Origin of the sequence: Pedobacter sp., from assembly GCF_041645105.1 — a bacterium.
Classification (GTDB): domain Bacteria; phylum Bacteroidota; class Bacteroidia; order Sphingobacteriales; family Sphingobacteriaceae; genus Pedobacter.
Map to the genome: position 1 here is coordinate 43,901 of NZ_JBAZQQ010000010.1, position 18,342 is coordinate 62,242.

Here is an 18,342-nt window from a genome sequence, read left to right on the forward strand (position 1 = left end):
AATGCTATGGGGTAAACTCCCATACCATTACTTGTCTGTCATCACCAGTAGAGATGAGGTATTTGCCATCACTGCTCCAAATCATCTTGTTAATGGAATGAAAATGGCCTGGAGTATTTTTCTCCAGGCTCAATATTTTGTAAAGCTTAAAGTTTTCACTGTCCCACAATTTTATGCTTTTATCCTGGCTACAAGTAGCAAAATAGGGCAGTGTAGGATGAAATACCACGGAATAAACACTAAACATGTGTGCTGGTATATTTTCTTTTAAACTATAATCTGGCAAGTTCCATACTTTCAATTGTGCATCTCTGCTTCCAGAAATAAGGTAAGTGCCGTCTGGCGAGTATTGTACAGCTGTGACAGCAAATTTGTGCCCTTGTAATTCTTTGATGAGTTCATAATCTTCTGAATTATAAACTCTGATGATACCATCTTTACAACCTAAGGCCACTTCTTTATCATCTTTGCTAAGTGCAATGGTACGTACCGTGTTCTGTATAACGGGGAAATGATATAGTAAAGTAAAGTCAGTTAAAGACCAAACCGCAATATTTCCATCTTCTCCTGTACTAATGATTTCGTTTTTATAAGCAATGGTTTTTATGTCGAAAACACCTTTTTGGTGATAGTTCAATGTTGCCTTCACTTTCTGTTCCGATAAATCATAAACGAGTATCATTCCACTTCTTTGGGCAACAAAAAGTAAGTCGTTATGAGTATGTAAAGCGTACACGGAGCTTTGTACAGGTAATATCACTTTGACAAAAGACATGGTGTCTAAAGACCATTCTACCACACCCTTATCATTACCAGCACTAAAAAAAGCATTAATCTTATTGGAATTAGCTAAAGCATAAATGGGGTTCTGATGGCCACTAAGGGTATGGAGGTGTGTGATCATATTTATTTTTTGTGTCTGCTTTCCAGATTTAATCCTATATCAGCAAGTGTTTTTCCTTTTTCCCTTAACAATACCAGCAAGTGGAATATCAAGTCAGAACTTTCATTGACAAAGTCAACATCAGTTTCATTTAGTGCTGCAATAACCGTTTCTACACCCTCTTCACCAACTTTTTGTGCGATTTTATTTAACCCTTTTTTCCGTAGTTTATTTACATACGATTCTTCAGAAGGATTTTCGTATCTGCTTTTGATAATCTGCTCCAATTCAAAAATGAAGTTTTGATTGTAATCTGTTTTAAAGCAGCTGCGAGAGCCTGTATGACAAGTTGGACCAACAGGCGAAGCCTTTATTAAAATTGTATCCTTATCGCAGTCAATATGCGTTTCCTTTACAAAAAGGAAGTTCCCACTTTCTTCGCCTTTAGTCCACAAGCGGTTTTTGCTGCGCGAAAAGAAGGTAACTTTACCCTCAGCCTGTGTTTTCTCCCAGGCCTCCTGGTTCATATAGCCCAGCATTAAAACTTCCAGGGTTTGTTCATCCTGTATAATAACAGGAACCAAACCCTGTGTTTTTTCGAAATCTATTTCCATTCTGATTTTTTGATCTTATAAATGACCCCAGGCTTACCACCACAAGGTTCATCAGTGTCATATTTCATTCCTAGCTTCTTGAACACATTTATTGAAGCAGGATTCTCTAACATAGCTGTGCCAATTATTTCTTCAAGATTTAATGTATTGAAGCCATAGTCTAAACAAACCCGTGCAGCTTCAGTAGCATAACCTTTACCCCAATGGTTTTTCAGCAGGCGATAACCAATATCAACCTGATCACGCTCTTCCAGATATTTTAATCCACACCAACCAATATATTCCCCAGTAATCTTATCAAACAGGCTCAGTCTGCCCATTTTATATTTTGTATACTGATCATAGTTTTTAAGCAGATTTAAAGCATCCTCAACACTCGTGAACATCACATCTCCTGTATACTGAATCACTTCAGGATCACTGTTTAAAATAAACATGTCCTGAGCGTCAGTAATGTTCATTTGCTTTAAAATCAGCCTTTCTGAGGATAATGCTATTTCCATATTTAAAGTCTTACAGGGATATTTTGTTTTTTTAATTCTTCTTTTAAAACAGGAATTGGAATTTCACCAAAGTGAAAAACTGAAGCTGCCAGAGCTGCATCCACACCTGTTTGCAAAAAGACTTCCGAAAAGTGTTCTATTTTACCAGCTCCACCAGAGGCGATAACCGGGATGTTGATAGAACGGGCAACCTTATCCAATAACAGGCAGTCGAAACCGTTTTTTGTCCCATCATGATCCATAGAGGTGAGCAGTATTTCTCCAGCACCCAGACTCTCAGCTTTAAGAATCCAATCTTCTGTTTGCAATTCTGTAATCAACCTGCCACCGTTTAAATGTACCATATTCCGACCGTCAACCAATTTAGTATCAACTGCAACTACTACAAATTGTACCCCAAAAGCTTTGGCCAGATCTTCAATCAACTGTGGGTTTCTTACAGCTGCGGAATTAATGCTGATTTTGTCCGCTCCTGAATTCAGTAAAGCTTCAGCGTCAGCAACCGAGGTAATACCTCCACCAATTGTAAAAGGGATATTGAGTTGTCGTGCTACAGATTTAACCATTTCAATGGTTGTTCCGCGGCGTTCATGTGTAGCAGTGATGTCCAGGAAAACCAGTTCATCAGCACCTTGCTGTGCATATTGCCAGGCAAGTTCAACCGGATCTCCTGCATCTTTCAGGTCAACAAAGTTTACACCTTTAACCGTACGCCCATCTTTTACATCCAGACAAGGAATAATACGTTTACTCAACATGCGCTTAAAGAGAAGTCATTTGCTTTAAATTCCAATCTTTAATCTCTTCTATTGTGATTCTATTCTCATAGATAGCTTTACCAACTACTACAGAACGAATGTCTAATGTGGACAATTCTTCTATATCAGCCATTGAACTAACACCACCAGAAGCGATCAATTTGATGAAAGGAGAGTGCTCAAGCAATTTTTTGTATAAATCCATTGCTGCTCCCCCTAATTTACCATCCTTATTGATGTCGGTACATAAGAAACGGAAAAAGCCCAACTGTAAACATTTATCAACATAATCCATCAGTTTTATTGGAGAACTTTCCATCCATCCAGAATACTTGATTACTTCATCTAACACATCAATAGCAATCACGATACGGTTAGCGTAATCATATTTTTTGCCCACTTCAGTACTCAATTCCTGTAAAAAGTCAGGATTGGTAATGGCCTGGGTGCCTACAATAACGCGGTGAATTCCAGCATCTAGTAAGTCAGTAACCTGTTTTATGGTACGGATACCACCACCATATTGAACGCGCATGTCAGTTTTTTTGATAACTTCAAATAGCTCTTTTTGATTACTGAAGTCACCTTTAGCGCCGTTTAAGTCAATGATATGTATAAACTCTGTGCCATTAGACCGGTAGGTCTCTATCATTTCAGCGATGGAAACATCATAAACTGTTTTCTTGTTATAGTCACCTTCTGTTAGGCGAACAACCTTTCCATCTAAAATATCAATTGCAGGAATAATGTACATTTTACTGTTTTAAGTTTGAAAAATTTTTTAATAAAAGCTCTCCGGCTGTACCAGATTTCTCTGGGTGGAACTGAACGCCGTAGAAATTATTTATTTGTACAGCTGCAGAAAATGGCATACCATAGTTTGCAGTCGCGATGTCAAAAGTAGCGTTATATTCAATAAAGTACGAATGCACAAAGTAAAATTGTGTACCGCTTTCAATTCCTTGAAACAACGAATTGTTTTTGTGCTCAATATTATTCCAGCCCATATGTGGAATTTTAATCCCCTGGTTCTTATCGAATAACCTTGTTTTTATGGGAACAATGCCCATTAAAGTTGCATTTCCCTCTTCTGAGTGTTCTGTAAGTAGCTGCATTCCTACACAAATGCCTAACACTGGTTTTTTCAATGCTTTGATAGGCGCAACTAATCCCGTTTGTTCCAGTTTATTCATGGCCGCACCGGCATGACCTACACCAGGAATGATGATGTGGGTATATTTGTCCAGGTCAGGTTCTGTGTTAACCATGCCATAAGCAATGTTCAGTCTTTCCAGTGCTGATGTCAGCGAAAAGATGTTGCCTGCTCCGTAGTTTACAATCCCAATCATTACAATACTCCCTTAGTACTTGGTAAGACCAATTTATCCGGATCACGTTTAATCGCCACCTTAATAGCTTTAGCAAAAGCCTTAAAAATAGCTTCGATTTTATGATGCTCGTTGTCTCCTTCAGCTTTAATATTCAGGTTGCATTTTGCAGCATCACTAAAGGATTTAAAAAAGTGATAGAACATTTCTGTTGGCATATCACCTACCTTTTCACGTTTAAAATCAGCATCCCAAACGATCCAAGCGCGACCACCAAAGTCAATCGCTGCTTGTGCCAGACAATCGTCCATAGGTAGACAGAAGCCATAACGCTCTAAACCTAATTTGTTTCCTATTGCTTTGGCAAATGCTTCACCAAGTGCAATTCCAGTATCTTCAATAGTATGGTGTTCGTCGATATGCAGGTCGCCAACAGTTTTTATTTTCAGGTCGATGCTACCATGACGGGCAATTTGATCAAGCATATGATCAAAAAAGTTCAATCCGGTATGAATATCAGCTTTGCCTGTGCCATCAAGATCAATATGAATACTGATTTTGGTTTCATTGGTATTACGTTCATGAGATACTACTCGACTTCCTGCGCGTAAAAAAGTATAAATATCTACCCAGTCCTGTGTTTGCAAGGCGATTACGTCGCCAAGTGTATCCGCTTTTTCCAGTACTTCATTAGCACCTAAAAGATCATTATTACGTAACCAGATGGCTTTAGCACCTAAATTTTTCGCAAGAATCACATCGTTAATGCGGTCGCCGATTACAAAAGAGTTTTTCAGGTCATATCCCTCAGCCAAAAAATGTTGCAGCAGACCAGTATTTGGTTTGCGGGTAAGGGCATTTTCGTGTGCAAAGGTTTTGTCAATGATGACTTCACTGAATTCCACGCCTTCACTTGCAAATGTTTTTAAAATGAAATTATGCACAGGCCAGAAGTTTTCCTCTGGATGTGAATCCGTCCCTAAACCATCCTGATTGGTTACCATTACCAGATCAAAATCCAGCTCCTTAGCTATTTTGGCAAGATAAAATAATGATTTCGGATAAAACTCAAGCTTCGCAAACGAATCAATCTGCTCGTCCTCAGGCTCAGTGATCAGGGTTCCATCTCTATCTATAAATAATACTTTCTTCATTTTATGGTTAAGGTTGTTGGTTTTTTAAAGTGTTTTTAGCGTTTCTAAGAGTGTTTTGTTTTCTTCTGGGGTTCCTATCGTTATACGCAGACATCCCTCGCATAATGTGACTTTAGAGCGGTCTCTGATGATGATACCTTCGTCTACCAATGAGTTGTATGTGTTTAACGCATCTTCTACCTCAATTAGTATAAAGTTAGCATCCGAAGGATATACCTTTTTAACCATTGGAAGGGCAGAGAGTGCATTGCTCAGGTTTTCTCTTTCTGTAACAGTGCTCTTTATCCAGTCATTTACCAACTCTATATTTTGTAAGGCAGCTAAAGCGATATCCTGTGTGGCCTGGTTGATGTTGTATGGAGGTTTTACCTTGTTTAAGACATCAATAACTGGTCTTGCGGCAAAGGCCATCCCTAAACGAAGTGCAGCGAGTCCCCATGCCTTCGAGAAAGTTTGCAAAATAACCAGATTCGGATATTCCGTTAGCTCCTGAATAAAAGTGCGTTGTTTCGCATAATTGATATATGCTTCATCGATAACCACAAGACCATTAAAGTTGGCGAGTATAGTTTCAATATCTGTACGGATAATGGAATTCCCTGTAGGATTATTTGGAGAGCAGATGAAGATTAATTTGGTGTTTTTATCGATCGCTTCAGCGATGCCATCCAGGTCTAACTGAAAGTTTGGAAGCAGGTTTATTTTGCGAACTTCAACATTGTTAATGCTTGCTGAAACTTCATACATCCCATAAGTTGGAGGGAGGATAATCACGTTGTCTTGCCCTGGTTCGCAGAAAGCGCGAAACAGTAAATCAATTGCTTCATCGCTACCATTTCCCAGGAAAGTATTTTCGATAGGCACGCCCTTAATTTTTCCAATAGCATCCTTTAAATCCAGTTGAAGTGGATCAGGGTATCTGTTGTAATTCTTGTCAGCTGTAGTGCCCGGATTAAGTGGAGAACCATAGCTGTTTTCATTGGCGTCCAGAAATATGCTGGCTTGCCCTTTATATTCGTCCCTTGCAGTAGAGTAGGGGCGAAGGTTTTTGATGTTTTCTCTTTGTAATTTGTTAATGTCCATTGCAATATTTTTATGGCTATCGTCATACCGGAACGAGTCGGTATAACGATTTTACTAAATCATTTTTAAACGAATGCTTACTGCATTTTTATGAGCGTCCAAGCCTTCCGCTTCTGCTAGTACCTCAACCGTATTTCCTATGTTTCTTAATCCCCTTGGCGTGATGTGCTGAAAGGTGATTTTTTTAACGAAAGAATCCATTGATACTCCTGAATATGCTTTTGCAAAACCACTGGTAGGAAGTGTATGATTTGTTCCTGAAGCATAATCTCCCGCACTTTCAGGTGTAAGGTTTCCAAGGAAAACAGAACCTGCATTACTGATCAACGGAATCAATTGTTCAAATCGATCTGATGATAGGATTAAATGCTCAGGAGCATAAGTATTACTGAATTCCATACCCTGTTCCAGGCTATCTACAAGCACTGCATAGGAGTTTGAAATGGCCCTTTCTGCAATGTCTTTTCTAGATAATCTGTTCAATTGAGCTTCGATTTCGATTAAAGTATCATCTATGATTTTACTGGAAGTGGCTACTAAAATGGTCTGACTATCAGTGCCATGTTCAGCTTGAGCGAGAAGGTCGGATGCAATATATGACGAATTGGCAGTCTCGTCTGCGAGTACCAAAACCTCTGATGGACCGGCAGGCATGTCGATTGCAGTACCTGCAGCAGATTGTACCAGTTGTTTAGCCTGCGTTACATAACGGTTTCCAGGTCCAAAGATCTTATAAACCTTAGGTACGCTTTCTGTTCCGTAAGCCATTGCAGCAACTGCTTGTGCACCGCCAACCATGTATATTTTTTCAATGCCGAGTAACACGGCAACATACGCTAAATAGCAATTGGTTTTTCCGTCTTTTTGAGGTGGAGAACATACCACGATCTCTTTGCATCCGGCTAATACAGCAGGTATGCCAAGCATTAAAAATGTACTAGGTAGAACTGCCGTTCCTCCCGGAATATAAAGTCCTACACGCTCTATTGCGCGTGTTTCTCGCCAACAGGTAACACCGGGCATGGTCTCTATTTTATCTTCCCTGTATTGTTGACTTGCATGGAAAGCTTTGATGTTCCGGTAAGCGGTATCAATTGCAGATTTTGCCTCAGCAGGTATTGTTTCGGCAATACTTCTTATCTCGGCTTTTTCTATGAAAAGCTGTTCAAGTTGAATCTTGTCGAACGTAAGCGCATAGTCAAATAAGGCCTCATCACCTTCCGATTTTACTCGGTTTACAATGCTTTGTACCCTTTCTCCAATGGTTATGTCGTCTTCCAGCTGTCGCAAACAGATTGATTCAATCTCTTGTTTAGTTAAATCGTTATATCTGTAGATTTTCAATGTTTTATATTTTTAGTTTAACTAATAGTTAATGGTTGTTTTGCCGATTTTCCTATAAAATGGTCTGCATTTTAAAGAAAAATACCGTTTTTTTAAGCAATGATTTTTTCAATAGGCATCACTACAATACCTTCGGCACCGGCAGCTTTTAGGCTATTGATTTTTTCCCAGAAATCATATTCTGCAATTACCGAATGCACAGCAACCCAGTCTTCATCAAACAAAGGGACTACGGTCGGACTTTTCACTCCTGGTAATAAATCTACTATTTTTTTTAGGTTGGTTTTTGCAACGTTAAGCACTACGTATTTGGTTTCTTTTGCACGCATAACCGAACGGATCCGTTGTAGCAATTCCTGAACTTCCGGAAGTAAATCTGAACCTTCTTTTCCAATCAGTATCGCTTCAGATTTCATGACTTCCGAGAAAGGTTTTAGTCCATTATTTTTTAATGTACCACCTGTAGAAACGATGTCGCAAATCGCATCACTTAGTCCAAGTCCTGGTCCAATTTCAACTGATCCTGAAATCATTCTCACCTCAGCATTTACATTATTTTCTTTCAGGTACTTTTCAAGGATTACAGGATAAGAAGTAGCAATTGCTTTACCGCTTAACTGAGCAACTTCAGTGATGTTACTTTCGTTAGGAATGGCAATTTTCAAAGTACACTTACCAAAACCTAGTTTTTGCAGGTAAGTAACTTTAGCGCCAGCTTCAACAATTACGTTTTCACCAACAATACCTAAGTCGGCAATTCCGTCTTGCACATACTCAGGAATATCATCATCTCTCAGAAATAGAATTTCCAAAGGGAAATTTGTAACTGTTGATATTAATGAACTTTTGTAGTTTTCAAATGATAAACCGCAATTTTTAAGAATTTCTACTGATTTTTCGTTTAACCTACCCGATTTTTGGATAGCAATTTTTAGTGTTTTCACTTAGTGCTTTTAGAATTATTGATTGAACAAGAAAATATTTCGGAAACAAGTTTTGAAGTACAAAACATTACATATACATCGCCAATTGGCGATGGTGCAAATGTAAATGATGGTTCAAAAGGTGTTTCATATAATATCTTAAGTTCCTTATCAACAATGGCTAGCATTATGAGGAGCTGCAAATATAGGGATTGAAATGGCAAATCCAAATAAAATATACAAAATTAGTAGATAATTGCTGCCAGGATCTTGGTTTTAGTAAGTAAATCCAAACAACAATAGTCAAATTAGTTCAAGACATAGTCAAATTCGAATCTAAGTTTAACTATATCTAAACAGGGTGCAAACAGGGTCTAAACAGGGTGATAACAGGGTCGTTTATATAGTTTAAATACTATTGTCACCTTGTCATTATTAATTAAGTTTAAGTATCTCAGTGAATTTAATAGTCTGCGCTGCAGAATGTATGTTGAATCTCAAATGAAATATAGCTTTTAAGTATTTTTATTAGTAATGTTGCACAATACATTAATGCTTTTAAAATGATCAATAAAATAATATTAGCTGCTCTAATCTTTTCTATGTGTCTTGGAGTATTGAGCGTAAATGCACAAGAAAGTCCGGTTAAGATTACATCTAAGGTAAACAACGATAAAAGTGTAGATATTTCATTTGAGAAGGATGAGCCTGGCACACTTACCGTTCTCATTAAATTCCGGGAATTGACAAATACTGATGCTTCTAATGATCAGGAATTGACGATTAAAGGGTACTCTGGAAATATATTATCCCTGAAGCCAAAAAATGAGGGGCAAGGTATAGGCTATTCTTATACATCCAGATATATCAGAGGGAAGCTTGATCCAAAGTACAATGCTGATTTTATTTATGCTTTGCCATATAAAGCAGGAACAAAAGTGATGGTTTCGGAATCTGGATTTGTTGGAGCTAAATACTTTGGTAATGCTACCCCGGCTGACTGGAAGGCTTACCGTTTTTACAGTAAGACTCAGGATACAGTTACAGCAGTGAGGAAAGGGATTGTAGTAGAAATTAGGGATTCGCATGATACCGATAAAGTTGCTGATGTAGCTTACAGTAGCAAAAGTAATGACTTGATGATAGAGCATGCAGATGGCACACTTGCTACTTATAAAGGGTTTAAAAAAGGCAGTTTTGCTGTGCAAAAGGGTCAAACTGTTTTTCCAGGTTCAGTATTAGGGCTAAATAGTAAGGGAACAACTAAAAGTGGATTTGGTATTTCACTTATGTTGACATACCTGAAGTCGACAGAGATAGACCCCTCCAGAACGCTTCAGAATTCTAAAAGTTTATATGGTTTTATAACTCCACGCTTTGCTACTGTAGAAGATCCAAACGTTATTCTGGAATCTAGAAAGGAGTATGGTGTTTTACTACCTGCAGAAGTCCTAAAAAAAGAGCTTACTAAAAAGGAAATGAAGAAACAGGGTATTAAGTAATATTTTTGCTTCTTGGCACTTAATTTGATTAAAGGCAAATGATAATACTAAATTACGTTATTTTTGCATTTCAATCCTATTATTTTGAAAAGAGTCCTACTTTTTCTAATCCCTTTTTGTTTAACATTTAATGCTTGTAATTGGTTTAAAGAAACTCCAGAAGTGGGCCTGATGTTAGCCGAGCATTTTAACAATAAGCTTTATAAAAAGTTTGATACTGCAGAATACAATGTCATTTTTAAAAAACACCTGGATTCTCTTAAAGGCGGTTTTTCTAACCCAAATACCGTTGTAGCCTTTTATTTACAAAACAATGGTGAGCCAAGATTGGTAAATAAATATTTTGCCAATGGAGGATTGGATTCACTTGAAAATTATATCAGCAGAAGTGAAGAGCATGGTTTTAATCCACAGGTATTTAATTTTAAAAAATTGAAAACACTGATGGCACAATTGTCTGCGAATGACTTCAAATCGATATCCGAAGTTTATCCTGTAGTGGCAGATCTGGAACTGAATGCGGCAGAGAGCCTGATCAAATACAATAATTTCATTTATTACGGTAGTTTAAATCCACGTAAACTTCTTTCCCGATACTATGTGCCTGTTAAAAGACCTGACAGTTTAAGCATCACTGCCGTTCTGGCAACAGAAGATTTGACGAAATTACTTCATGATATACAGCCGGCCTCAGAAAGTTACCGTGAGCTGCAAAGTGCAATGCTCAAAAAGAAACGAACTGGTAAAGGGGATGATGAAGCCTTAAAAACTTTAAAAGTGAACATGGAAAGATTGAGGTGGAAATTGCCCGATCTTGGTGAAGAATATGTGGAGGTAAACATTCCGGATTTTTCATTGACCTGGTTTGATAAACAAGATACGCTAAGTCACATGAAGGTTTGTGTAGGTGCAGTCCGCGAAGCTAATTATTCGGATAAATTAAAGCTGTATGCAAAATCGGGTAGTCTGGATGATAAACCTAAAAACCATGAAACCCCAATATTGTATAGCAAACTGAATTCAATACAGGTAAATCCAATCTGGAATATTCCGGTTAGTATTGCTCGTAGTGAAATATACTGGCAGGCAGTAAGAGACCCTTATTACCTTTCCAATAATAATATTAAAGTCTATTATAAAGGTAAGCAGGTAATGGATCCGGATACCATTCAATGGAATAAATATTCTCGTGAAAAGCTTCCCTTTCAATTTAAACAAGGATCGGGTGAGGGTAATGCACTGGGTAAGTTTAAGTTTATATTCGACAATGGTTCTAGCATATATTTACATGATACCAATAATAAAAGTGGATTTGCGCGAGGAAATAGAGCGATCAGCCATGGTTGTGTTCGCGTAGAAAAACCCCTGGAATTTGCTGAGAGGATGGTAAAAGACAAGTATCAGTATGATCAGTTGAGAATGGAGGTAAGCTTGCCACCACTTGATACTACCAAAATGGAGGTCTACAGGAAAAAGCTAGCGAAAAAGGCAGATACCGTAAATATTTTTCAGTTAAAACCTAAGTGGTTTGGCCCCAAAAAACCAATTCCACTTATCATCAATTATGTTACTGCATGGTCTAAAAATGGAGTAATACAATATAGAGCAGACGTTTACGGTTTAGATGAAACTTTGTACGCAGCCATGAAGAAATTCATGTAAAATTGCTAACTTTGTTTTTTAATGAATTTCCTATATCCAGGTTTTCTTTTTGCGCTGTTGGCAATAGCAATTCCTATTGTAATACACCTGTTCAATTTCAGGAAATTTAAAAAAGTTTATTTCAGTAATGTACAGTTCCTGTCAGCAGTTAAAGAACAAAATTCATCCAGAGAAAAGTTAAAACACCTGCTCATATTGTTGAGTAGAACTTTGGCTATCATCTTTTTGGTATTGGCTTTTGCCAGGCCATTTATCCCATCTTCAAATCAAAGTATTAATAATGCTTCAGGTAGCCTGGTCAGCATATATATTGACAACTCATACAGTATGGAAAGCCTTAATAAAGAGGGTAGCCTGCTGGAAGAAGCAAAACGTAAGGCAAAGGAAATTGTAAATTCGTACTCACTGACAGATCAGTTCAGATTAGTTACGAATGATTTTGAGGGTAAGCATCAGCAGGTAGTAAATAAAGAGGAACTGATCAGTATGCTGGATGGTATAAAAATATCTACAGCTGCAAGATCTTTGCAACAGGTAATGAACCGTATCGAAACAGATGCCTCAGCGAATAAAAATGAAGCAACTTATCTGATCTCAGATTTTCAACAAACTTTTGTAGGAAAACAACCGATAAAGAAAAATGAATCAATAGACTATTCATTCATAAAATTAAATGCCAACAGCTTGCCAAATATATCGGTTGATAGTGTTTGGAGTATTTCTCCGGTTCACTTACCAAATCAGCCTGAACAATTTGTCGTACAGTTACGTAATTATAGTGAGGAGGATGCTTCAGATATTCCATTACAATTAACCATCAATAAACAGCAAAAAGCAATAAGTAATGTAAAAATTGCTGCGGGAAAAACATTAAAAGATACTTTGTCGTTTAGCGGACTAAAAGGAGGCTGGCAAAAAGCAACTATTACGATTAAAGATTTTCCACTTACTTTCGATGATCAGCTGAACTTTAGTTTTAAAGTAGCTCAGGATTTGAATGTACTCAGTATTAGCAGTAACCCCTCAGAGAAGTATATTCGATCACTTTTCTCTGCAGATCCTTATTTTAAACTTACGGAAATGCCAGAGTCGAATATCAGATATTCGGCTTTTGAAGATTATAGTCTGATTGTTTTGAATAGTTTAAAGGAGCCTTCTTCTGGATTAGCCCAACAACTTAAACTATATGTTGAAAATGGAGGTTCAGTCGTTGTTTTCCCTGATCTGGATGTCAATGCTGCAAATTTTACCTCGTTTTTAACCAGTTTGTCATTACCAGGAGTCCAGCAATTAAATATAGGCCCTGCTATTGCAAGTACCATCGACTTAAAACACTCTATTTTTAATGATGTATTTGAACAGGTGCCTCAAAACATTGATCTTCCTGTTGTGAACAGGTATTTCAGTTATGCTGAACGAAATTCAAGTAATAAAGAGAATATCCTTAAACTGCCACTTAACAGGTTTTTGTTTGCCAGATACAATATTGGAGCAGGTAAAATCTATTTATCAGCCAGTTCATTGAGTGATAAAGATGGCAACATGGCATTACATCCGGTTTTTGTACCCTTAATGTTTAAAATAGCTTTTGCAAGTACTAAAGAACAACAATTGTATTATACAACTGGGAAAGATAACTTGCTGGAAAGTGAGCGGATCAGTCTTTCCGGTAATCAAACTTTAAAATTGGTATCTGAAGACTTTGAAGTGATTCCTGAAGTCAGACAAACACCAGGCAAGACTTTATTATATGTAGCCGATCAGGTAAAAAGAGCTGGGTTTTACGATTTAAAAAAAGCAGATGAGCTATTATCGGTTGTGGCTTTTAATGATGACCGATTGGAATCGGATATGCATTATGCTAATGAAAATGAAATTAAAGCCTTATTTGGCAAACAAAATATAGCGTTTTACAATTCTAAAAAAGACGCTTTATCTATGAATGTGGAGTTAAAAAATAAGAGCAGCGAGTTATGGAAACTTTGCCTAATTTTAGCTGTTGTTTTTCTTGCCATTGAAATAGGACTGATCAGATTTTTTAAACTTTCAAAAAATATATAGACAACATGAATCTTCTCATCACAGGCGTAACCATTGCCGATCCCAATAGTAAGTTTAACAAGCAGAAATGTGATGTACGGGTAGAACAAGGTAAGCTAATAGCTATAGACAGTAAATTAAGTCCGGGAAAAGGTGAGACTGTATTTGATGGTGCAGGAATGATTCTATCTCCAGGTTTTTTTGACTTGAACTGTTCTGTAGGAGATCCTGGTTTTGAGACCAGGGAAGATATTGATACTGCTACTGCAACTGCTGCGGCTGGAGGATTTACTGGACTTGCAGTTCTGCCTGATACAAAACCTGTTGTACATTCCAAAGGTGAAGTAGCATATATCATTAATAAAGCAAAGGGAAATTTAGTTGATGTATTGCCTCTAGGCGCTATTAGTCAGCATTTGGAAGGAAAGGAACTTGCTGAACTATATGACATGCAGGAGGCTGGAGCTATTGCATTTTCTGAAGGTAATAAGCCTATTGCTGATGATGGTTTTATGAGCCGTGCCCTGCAATATGCTAAAGGTGTTGGATGTTTATTGATGGTTTATCCGGAGAATAAATCAATAGCAGGCAAATCGCAGATTAACGAAAGTAAAAATAGTGTGCTGTTAGGGATGAAAGGTGTTCCTGCATTAGCAGAGGAAATGCAGATCAGCAGAGATATATTCCTGGCAACTTATCATGATGCGCGACTTCATATCAGTAATATCTCTACAGCCGGCTCTGTTGCCTTGCTGAAAAAAGCCAAAAAAGACGGGCTTAAAATTACTGCAGATGTAGCAGCACATAATCTGGTGTTTACAGAAGAACTTTTATCAGATTTTGATAGCAATTATAAAGTGAAACCTCCTTTGCGTGGAAAAGCTGATGTAAAGGCTTTGCTAGCTGGATTAAAGGATGGTGTTATTGATGCGATCAGCTCGCAACATCGTCCGCATGAAATAGAATTTAAGAATGTGGAGTTTGAAATAGCTGCTTATGGTATTATCGCTTTACAAACCGTATTGCCTTTATTGCTTAAGGCCTGCTTAGATGCTTCACAGATTGCTGAGAAACTGGCTATAAATCCACGTACCATTTTAGGGATGACTGCCCCGGTAATAGAAAAAGGAGCAGAGGCGAACTTTACAGTATATCACCCAACAGAAGAGTGGATATTTAATGCAGCTAATAATTTATCTAAATCTGCAAATTCACCTTTATTAAATCAGAAATTAACCGGTAAAGTAAAGCTGGTATACAATAACAAACAATCACAATCATATGGATAATTATGTAAAAGCTGCGCTGGTTGCATCACTGGATAAGTTTTCAACAGCATCGGGAAATGATTCAGTAAAACTAAAAGACAATTTAATTGAAGTATTTAGTAAAGATTTAGGTTTTTTAGAAAAAGTAGAAGAGTTTGATGCTGCTTTTGATGAATATCCTGCATTTGAGGAGTTAAGAGAGGTTTTCTTCGATCTACTGATGATTAATTTCTTTGCTAATGACGTGAAGAAATTGGAAGAGGATTATCTGGATTCTGAAGAATGGGCTGATATTGAGGAGGAAACGATTGATAGAGGAACAGAATTATTGAACTTGTTGTTATACATTAACGAGTGTCACGATGAAAAGATTAAACCTGAGCTGGATGATTTCTTAAAAGAGTTTTTGCTAGTTGAAGAAGACGAGTTCCAGGATGAATTTCATATTTATGAAGACCTGATCAGCAACCAACAATTGGTAGATAGTAGTGTGGAAGACATTTGTAGTCACGCGGGAATGATTGAAGTAGCAGAAGAAATGGAAGAGTTATTTGTGCCATTTATGGTTTTCTTCCATCAACCAAAAGCTAATGCTGAGGTGATTGCTGATCTGAATAGCTATAGTGCTAATAAGGAATTCGATATAGCTGTATATGCACTGATTTCAGCATTCAACGAAGCTTAATTATAATCAAATTATGACTACAAATACATCAACTATAGAGCGTTTAAAGCCTGAGGCTTTAAAAAATGGGGTAGGTATAGGGTTAATTTCCCTGGTATTAGGTATTATTACTTCTTATTTGCTAGTAGGGGCTGAATCAATGATGACGGTTTTTGTTGTTCCTATGATATTTAGTTTAGTCATCCCCTTGATTGTTGCAGTATTTTTCTGCTTTGATCTTAGAAAAAAGATCGGTGGATTCTGGACATTGAGACAGGCTACATCTGGTATTTTTATCATGTTTATTACGGCTTATGCTTTATCTACTGTGGGAAGTGTGATTTTTAATAAATTTATTGAAAAGGATATGACTACAAGAATTCAGACAACTGTCGTAAATACGACATCATCAATGATGAAAAGCCAGGGGATAGATGAAGATACTATTGATAAGAAAATTGAAGAAATGAACAATCAATTCGATCAAAAAAATAAAGGTACTATCATGCAAACCATACAAGGACATGTTATTGGAGTAATTATCGTATTTGTTGTTGCTTTACTTTTTGGAGCGGTATTTAAAAAGGAAAAGCCTTTGCAACCTACATTTGATTAATCGGAAGACTATTCTATAAAATGAACAGGTCGCATCATAAATCATGAGCGACCTGTTTTGTTATGTGTTAAAATTGCTTAAAAATATAGTTTAACAATATAATAACACTATACTTTGCTATCATTTGGAAATTAATCTATAATATTGGCATCCATTATACCAAACCACGAGCCAGGGATTTTTTTTATCATGTCAGAATATAGTGATCATAAGGACGCTGATTTGCTTCATTTATTGAAAAATGGAGATCACATGGCTTATAAAGAAATTTATAACCGGTATTGGGGCATCCTATACCGACATTCGTTAAGAATGTTGCAGGATGCTGAGCAGACAAAAGATGTTATTCAGGATGTATTTACTATGCTATGGGTAAAAAGAGCGGAATTTGAATTTCAGGTTTCCTTATCTGCTTTTTTGTATGCCTCTGTTAGAAATAGGACTTTAAATCAGATAGATCACAGTAAGGTGAGGACAAAATACATGGATTCTTTACAACAGGCAATTGAAGAAGGAGAATGCAGTACTGATAACCTTGTGAATGAAAAGGAGCTTACAAAAAGAATAGAGGCTGAGTTGGCAAATTTACCTGAAAAAATGAGGGTAGTATTTGAATTGAGCAGGAAGCATGATTATTCCTACAAAGAGATCGCTGATGAGTTAAGTATTACTGATCATACGGTTAAAAAGCAGATGAGTAATGCGCTTAAAATTCTGCGTTCCAGAATCAATTTTCTGTTTTCTATCTTCTAAATAAAAATATTTCATTTTTATCTTATACAAAACGTTCGTTCAGCTTTCTTATACTTAAACAGCTATTTTTATGCTGTCGCCAGATATGAAGAACCAACAAGCGGAAACATTATACAAAAAATACCTTGCAGGTAACTGTACACCCGAAGAACGGGCAATTGTTGAAGCCTGGTATTTAAATGAAATTGATAAAAGAGAAAAGGATCAGCTAGAGGTAGATGATGAAAGTGTTAAGGCTGAAATGTGGGCAATCTTGGAAAAACGTACCAATACCGATATTCCTCGTAAAGGGATATCTCGTCGTTGGTATTCTTATGCCGCAGCTGCGGCAGTTATTCTTGTCGCTTTTGGTACCAGCTTATTTTTATATCTGGATAAATCGAATCCAGTTGTACAACAGGTAAAGATTACAAAACCAGTAATAGATGATAAGAACGCTGCAACATTAACACTTGATAATGGAGAGAAGATTATATTATCTGATGCTGTCAATGGAGATCTGGCCACGCAGACAGGTGTAGTAATCCGTAAAAATGCTGCAGGTCAGATTATATATGATATGCAATCGTCCCCTTCTTTTACGGGTAAGGATATGGTTGCCAGGAATAATACTGAACCCAGAAATGTGCTAACTACTAAACGTGGACAACAATACCAGTTGGTATTACCTGATGGTAGTAAAGTTTGGCTTAATGCAGAATCATCATTGCATTTTCCTACAATGTTTAAGGGGAGTGAACGTCGGGTAGAGCTGATTGGAGAAGGCTATTTTGAAATTGCTAAAAATAAAACCAAGCCATTTATTGTAAAAATTAAAGATGTTAATATAGAAGTGTTGGGTACGCATTTCAATGTAAGCTCTTATCCTGATGAAAAGCAGATTAAAACTACTTTATTGGAAGGTTCTGTAAAGGTAGCTACAGGAAATACACAAGATGTTTTACTGCCGGGAGAACAGGCAATTGTTAATCAGCCTAATAAGATAGAGGTGAGCCAGGCTGATATAGAAGAGGCTACAGCCTGGAAAGACGGGTATTTTAAATTCAACAAACAAGACATACGTTACATCATGCGACAATTGGCAAGATGGTATGATATAGAAGTGGTCTATGAAGGGGATGTATCTGAAGACTTGTATATAGGTAAGATCAGACGATCTGAAAATATTTCTGAGATGCTAAAGGTATTAGAGCTGAATCAGATTAGATATGAAATTAAGGGCAAAAAAATCACTATAAAATTTTAAC

At 37.1% G+C, this 18,342-nt stretch carries 18 protein-coding genes; 8 read left to right on the forward strand and 10 right to left on the reverse strand.

Annotated elements, in window-relative coordinates:
* Positions 1–4: 4 nt before the first annotated feature.
* From WC623_RS22860 to hisG, 10 genes are all read right to left on the reverse strand, one after another.
* On the reverse strand, positions 5–904 hold the full coding sequence (locus tag WC623_RS22860; protein WP_372855534.1) for a WD40 repeat domain-containing protein: 900 nt from the start codon (positions 902–904) through the stop codon (positions 5–7).
* A gap of 2 nt (positions 905–906) precedes the next feature.
* Entirely contained in the window at positions 907–1,497 is a 591-nt protein-coding gene (hisIE, locus tag WC623_RS22865; RefSeq protein WP_372855536.1) for a bifunctional phosphoribosyl-AMP cyclohydrolase/phosphoribosyl-ATP diphosphatase HisIE, read from the reverse strand.
* Complete coding sequence (locus WC623_RS22870; RefSeq protein ID WP_372855538.1) at positions 1,488–2,000, reverse strand: GNAT family N-acetyltransferase; 513 nt, start codon at positions 1,998–2,000, stop codon at positions 1,488–1,490. The genes hisIE and WC623_RS22870 overlap by 10 nt, the downstream gene beginning before the upstream one ends.
* 2 nt (positions 2,001–2,002) lie before the next feature.
* Positions 2,003–2,758 (reverse strand): imidazole glycerol phosphate synthase subunit HisF, encoded by a 756-nt coding sequence (gene hisF / locus WC623_RS22875; protein WP_372855540.1) that lies wholly within the window; start codon positions 2,756–2,758, stop codon positions 2,003–2,005.
* A 4-nt stretch (positions 2,759–2,762) separates the two neighbouring features.
* Positions 2,763–3,512 carry a 1-(5-phosphoribosyl)-5-[(5-phosphoribosylamino)methylideneamino]imidazole-4-carboxamide isomerase gene (hisA, locus tag WC623_RS22880; RefSeq protein WP_372855542.1) on the reverse strand — a complete coding sequence of 250 codons (750 nt, stop codon included), beginning with the start codon at positions 3,510–3,512 and terminating at the stop codon, positions 2,763–2,765.
* A gap of 1 nt (position 3,513) precedes the next feature.
* Positions 3,514–4,107, reverse strand: coding sequence for an imidazole glycerol phosphate synthase subunit HisH (gene hisH, locus WC623_RS22885; protein ID WP_372855544.1), 594 nt, complete (start codon positions 4,105–4,107; stop codon positions 3,514–3,516).
* Positions 4,107–5,240, reverse strand: a complete 1,134-nt coding sequence (gene hisB, locus WC623_RS22890; protein ID WP_372855546.1) for a bifunctional histidinol-phosphatase/imidazoleglycerol-phosphate dehydratase HisB — start codon at positions 5,238–5,240, stop codon at positions 4,107–4,109. The genes hisH and hisB overlap by 1 nt, the downstream gene beginning before the upstream one ends.
* A gap of 24 nt (positions 5,241–5,264) precedes the next feature.
* Positions 5,265–6,323: a histidinol-phosphate transaminase gene (gene hisC / locus WC623_RS22895; protein WP_372855548.1), complete on the reverse strand. Its 1,059-nt coding sequence runs from the start codon at positions 6,321–6,323 to the stop codon at positions 5,265–5,267.
* Positions 6,324–6,377: 54 nt separating this feature from the next.
* A complete protein-coding gene (gene hisD, locus WC623_RS22900) occupies positions 6,378–7,667 on the reverse strand; it encodes a histidinol dehydrogenase (RefSeq protein ID WP_372855550.1) in 1,290 nt (429 codons plus the stop codon).
* 92 nt (positions 7,668–7,759) lie between these two features.
* Positions 7,760–8,611: an ATP phosphoribosyltransferase gene (gene hisG, locus WC623_RS22905; protein ID WP_349788132.1), complete on the reverse strand. Its 852-nt coding sequence runs from the start codon at positions 8,609–8,611 to the stop codon at positions 7,760–7,762.
* Positions 8,612–9,153: 542 nt separating this feature from the next.
* Between hisG and WC623_RS22910 the strand changes: the two genes are divergently transcribed.
* The 8 genes from WC623_RS22910 (at position 9,154) to WC623_RS22945 (ending at position 18,341) form a co-directional block, all read left to right on the forward strand.
* The gene (locus WC623_RS22910; protein WP_372855552.1) at positions 9,154–10,092 is read left to right on the forward strand and encodes a hypothetical protein; all 939 of its coding nucleotides are present in this window, start codon (positions 9,154–9,156) and stop codon (positions 10,090–10,092) included.
* 84 nt (positions 10,093–10,176) lie between these two features.
* Complete coding sequence (locus WC623_RS22915) at positions 10,177–11,754, forward strand: L,D-transpeptidase family protein (RefSeq protein ID WP_372855554.1); 1,578 nt, start codon at positions 10,177–10,179, stop codon at positions 11,752–11,754.
* Between the two features lie 21 nt (positions 11,755–11,775).
* Positions 11,776–13,815 (forward strand): BatA domain-containing protein, encoded by a 2,040-nt coding sequence (locus tag WC623_RS22920; RefSeq protein ID WP_372855556.1) that lies wholly within the window; start codon positions 11,776–11,778, stop codon positions 13,813–13,815.
* A gap of 5 nt (positions 13,816–13,820) precedes the next feature.
* Positions 13,821–15,083, forward strand: coding sequence for a dihydroorotase family protein (locus WC623_RS22925; RefSeq protein ID WP_372855558.1), 1,263 nt, complete (start codon positions 13,821–13,823; stop codon positions 15,081–15,083).
* Positions 15,076–15,747, forward strand: a complete 672-nt coding sequence (locus WC623_RS22930; protein ID WP_372855560.1) for a hypothetical protein — start codon at positions 15,076–15,078, stop codon at positions 15,745–15,747. Before WC623_RS22925 ends, WC623_RS22930 begins: the two co-directional genes overlap by 8 nt.
* Before the next feature lie 13 nt (positions 15,748–15,760).
* A complete protein-coding gene (locus WC623_RS22935) occupies positions 15,761–16,342 on the forward strand; it encodes a DUF4199 domain-containing protein (RefSeq protein WP_372855562.1) in 582 nt (193 codons plus the stop codon).
* Positions 16,343–16,531: 189 nt separating this feature from the next.
* Positions 16,532–17,095, forward strand: coding sequence for an RNA polymerase sigma factor (locus WC623_RS22940; protein ID WP_372855564.1), 564 nt, complete (start codon positions 16,532–16,534; stop codon positions 17,093–17,095).
* 85 nt (positions 17,096–17,180) lie between these two features.
* The gene (locus tag WC623_RS22945) at positions 17,181–18,341 is read left to right on the forward strand and encodes a FecR family protein (RefSeq protein WP_372855566.1); all 1,161 of its coding nucleotides are present in this window, start codon (positions 17,181–17,183) and stop codon (positions 18,339–18,341) included.
* Position 18,342: the final 1 nt, after the last annotated feature.

What these genes read in the sequence shown, in the direction of transcription:
- WC623_RS22860 (WP_372855534.1), bottom strand. Translation starts at nt 904, where the DNA reads ATGATCACACACCTCCATACCCTTAGTGGCCATCAGAACCCCATTTAT.
- hisIE (WP_372855536.1), bottom strand. Translation starts at nt 1,497, where the DNA reads ATGGAAATAGATTTCGAAAAAACACAGGGTTTGGTTCCTGTTATTATA.
- WC623_RS22870 (WP_372855538.1), bottom strand. Translation starts at nt 2,000, where the DNA reads ATGGAAATAGCATTATCCTCAGAAAGGCTGATTTTAAAGCAAATGAAC.
- hisF (WP_372855540.1), bottom strand. Translation starts at nt 2,758, where the DNA reads ATGTTGAGTAAACGTATTATTCCTTGTCTGGATGTAAAAGATGGGCGT.
- hisA (WP_372855542.1), bottom strand. Translation starts at nt 3,512, where the DNA reads ATGTACATTATTCCTGCAATTGATATTTTAGATGGAAAGGTTGTTCGC.
- hisH (WP_372855544.1), bottom strand. Translation starts at nt 4,107, where the DNA reads ATGATTGGGATTGTAAACTACGGAGCAGGCAACATCTTTTCGCTGACA.
- hisB (WP_372855546.1), bottom strand. Translation starts at nt 5,240, where the DNA reads ATGAAGAAAGTATTATTTATAGATAGAGATGGAACCCTGATCACTGAG.
- hisC (WP_372855548.1), bottom strand. Translation starts at nt 6,323, where the DNA reads ATGGACATTAACAAATTACAAAGAGAAAACATCAAAAACCTTCGCCCC.
- WC623_RS22910 (WP_372855552.1), top strand. Translation starts at nt 9,154, where the DNA reads ATGATCAATAAAATAATATTAGCTGCTCTAATCTTTTCTATGTGTCTT.
- WC623_RS22920 (WP_372855556.1), top strand. Translation starts at nt 11,776, where the DNA reads ATGAATTTCCTATATCCAGGTTTTCTTTTTGCGCTGTTGGCAATAGCA.
- WC623_RS22925 (WP_372855558.1), top strand. Translation starts at nt 13,821, where the DNA reads ATGAATCTTCTCATCACAGGCGTAACCATTGCCGATCCCAATAGTAAG.
- WC623_RS22930 (WP_372855560.1), top strand. Translation starts at nt 15,076, where the DNA reads ATGGATAATTATGTAAAAGCTGCGCTGGTTGCATCACTGGATAAGTTT.
- WC623_RS22935 (WP_372855562.1), top strand. Translation starts at nt 15,761, where the DNA reads ATGACTACAAATACATCAACTATAGAGCGTTTAAAGCCTGAGGCTTTA.
- WC623_RS22940 (WP_372855564.1), top strand. Translation starts at nt 16,532, where the DNA reads ATGTCAGAATATAGTGATCATAAGGACGCTGATTTGCTTCATTTATTG.
- WC623_RS22945 (WP_372855566.1), top strand. Translation starts at nt 17,181, where the DNA reads ATGAAGAACCAACAAGCGGAAACATTATACAAAAAATACCTTGCAGGT.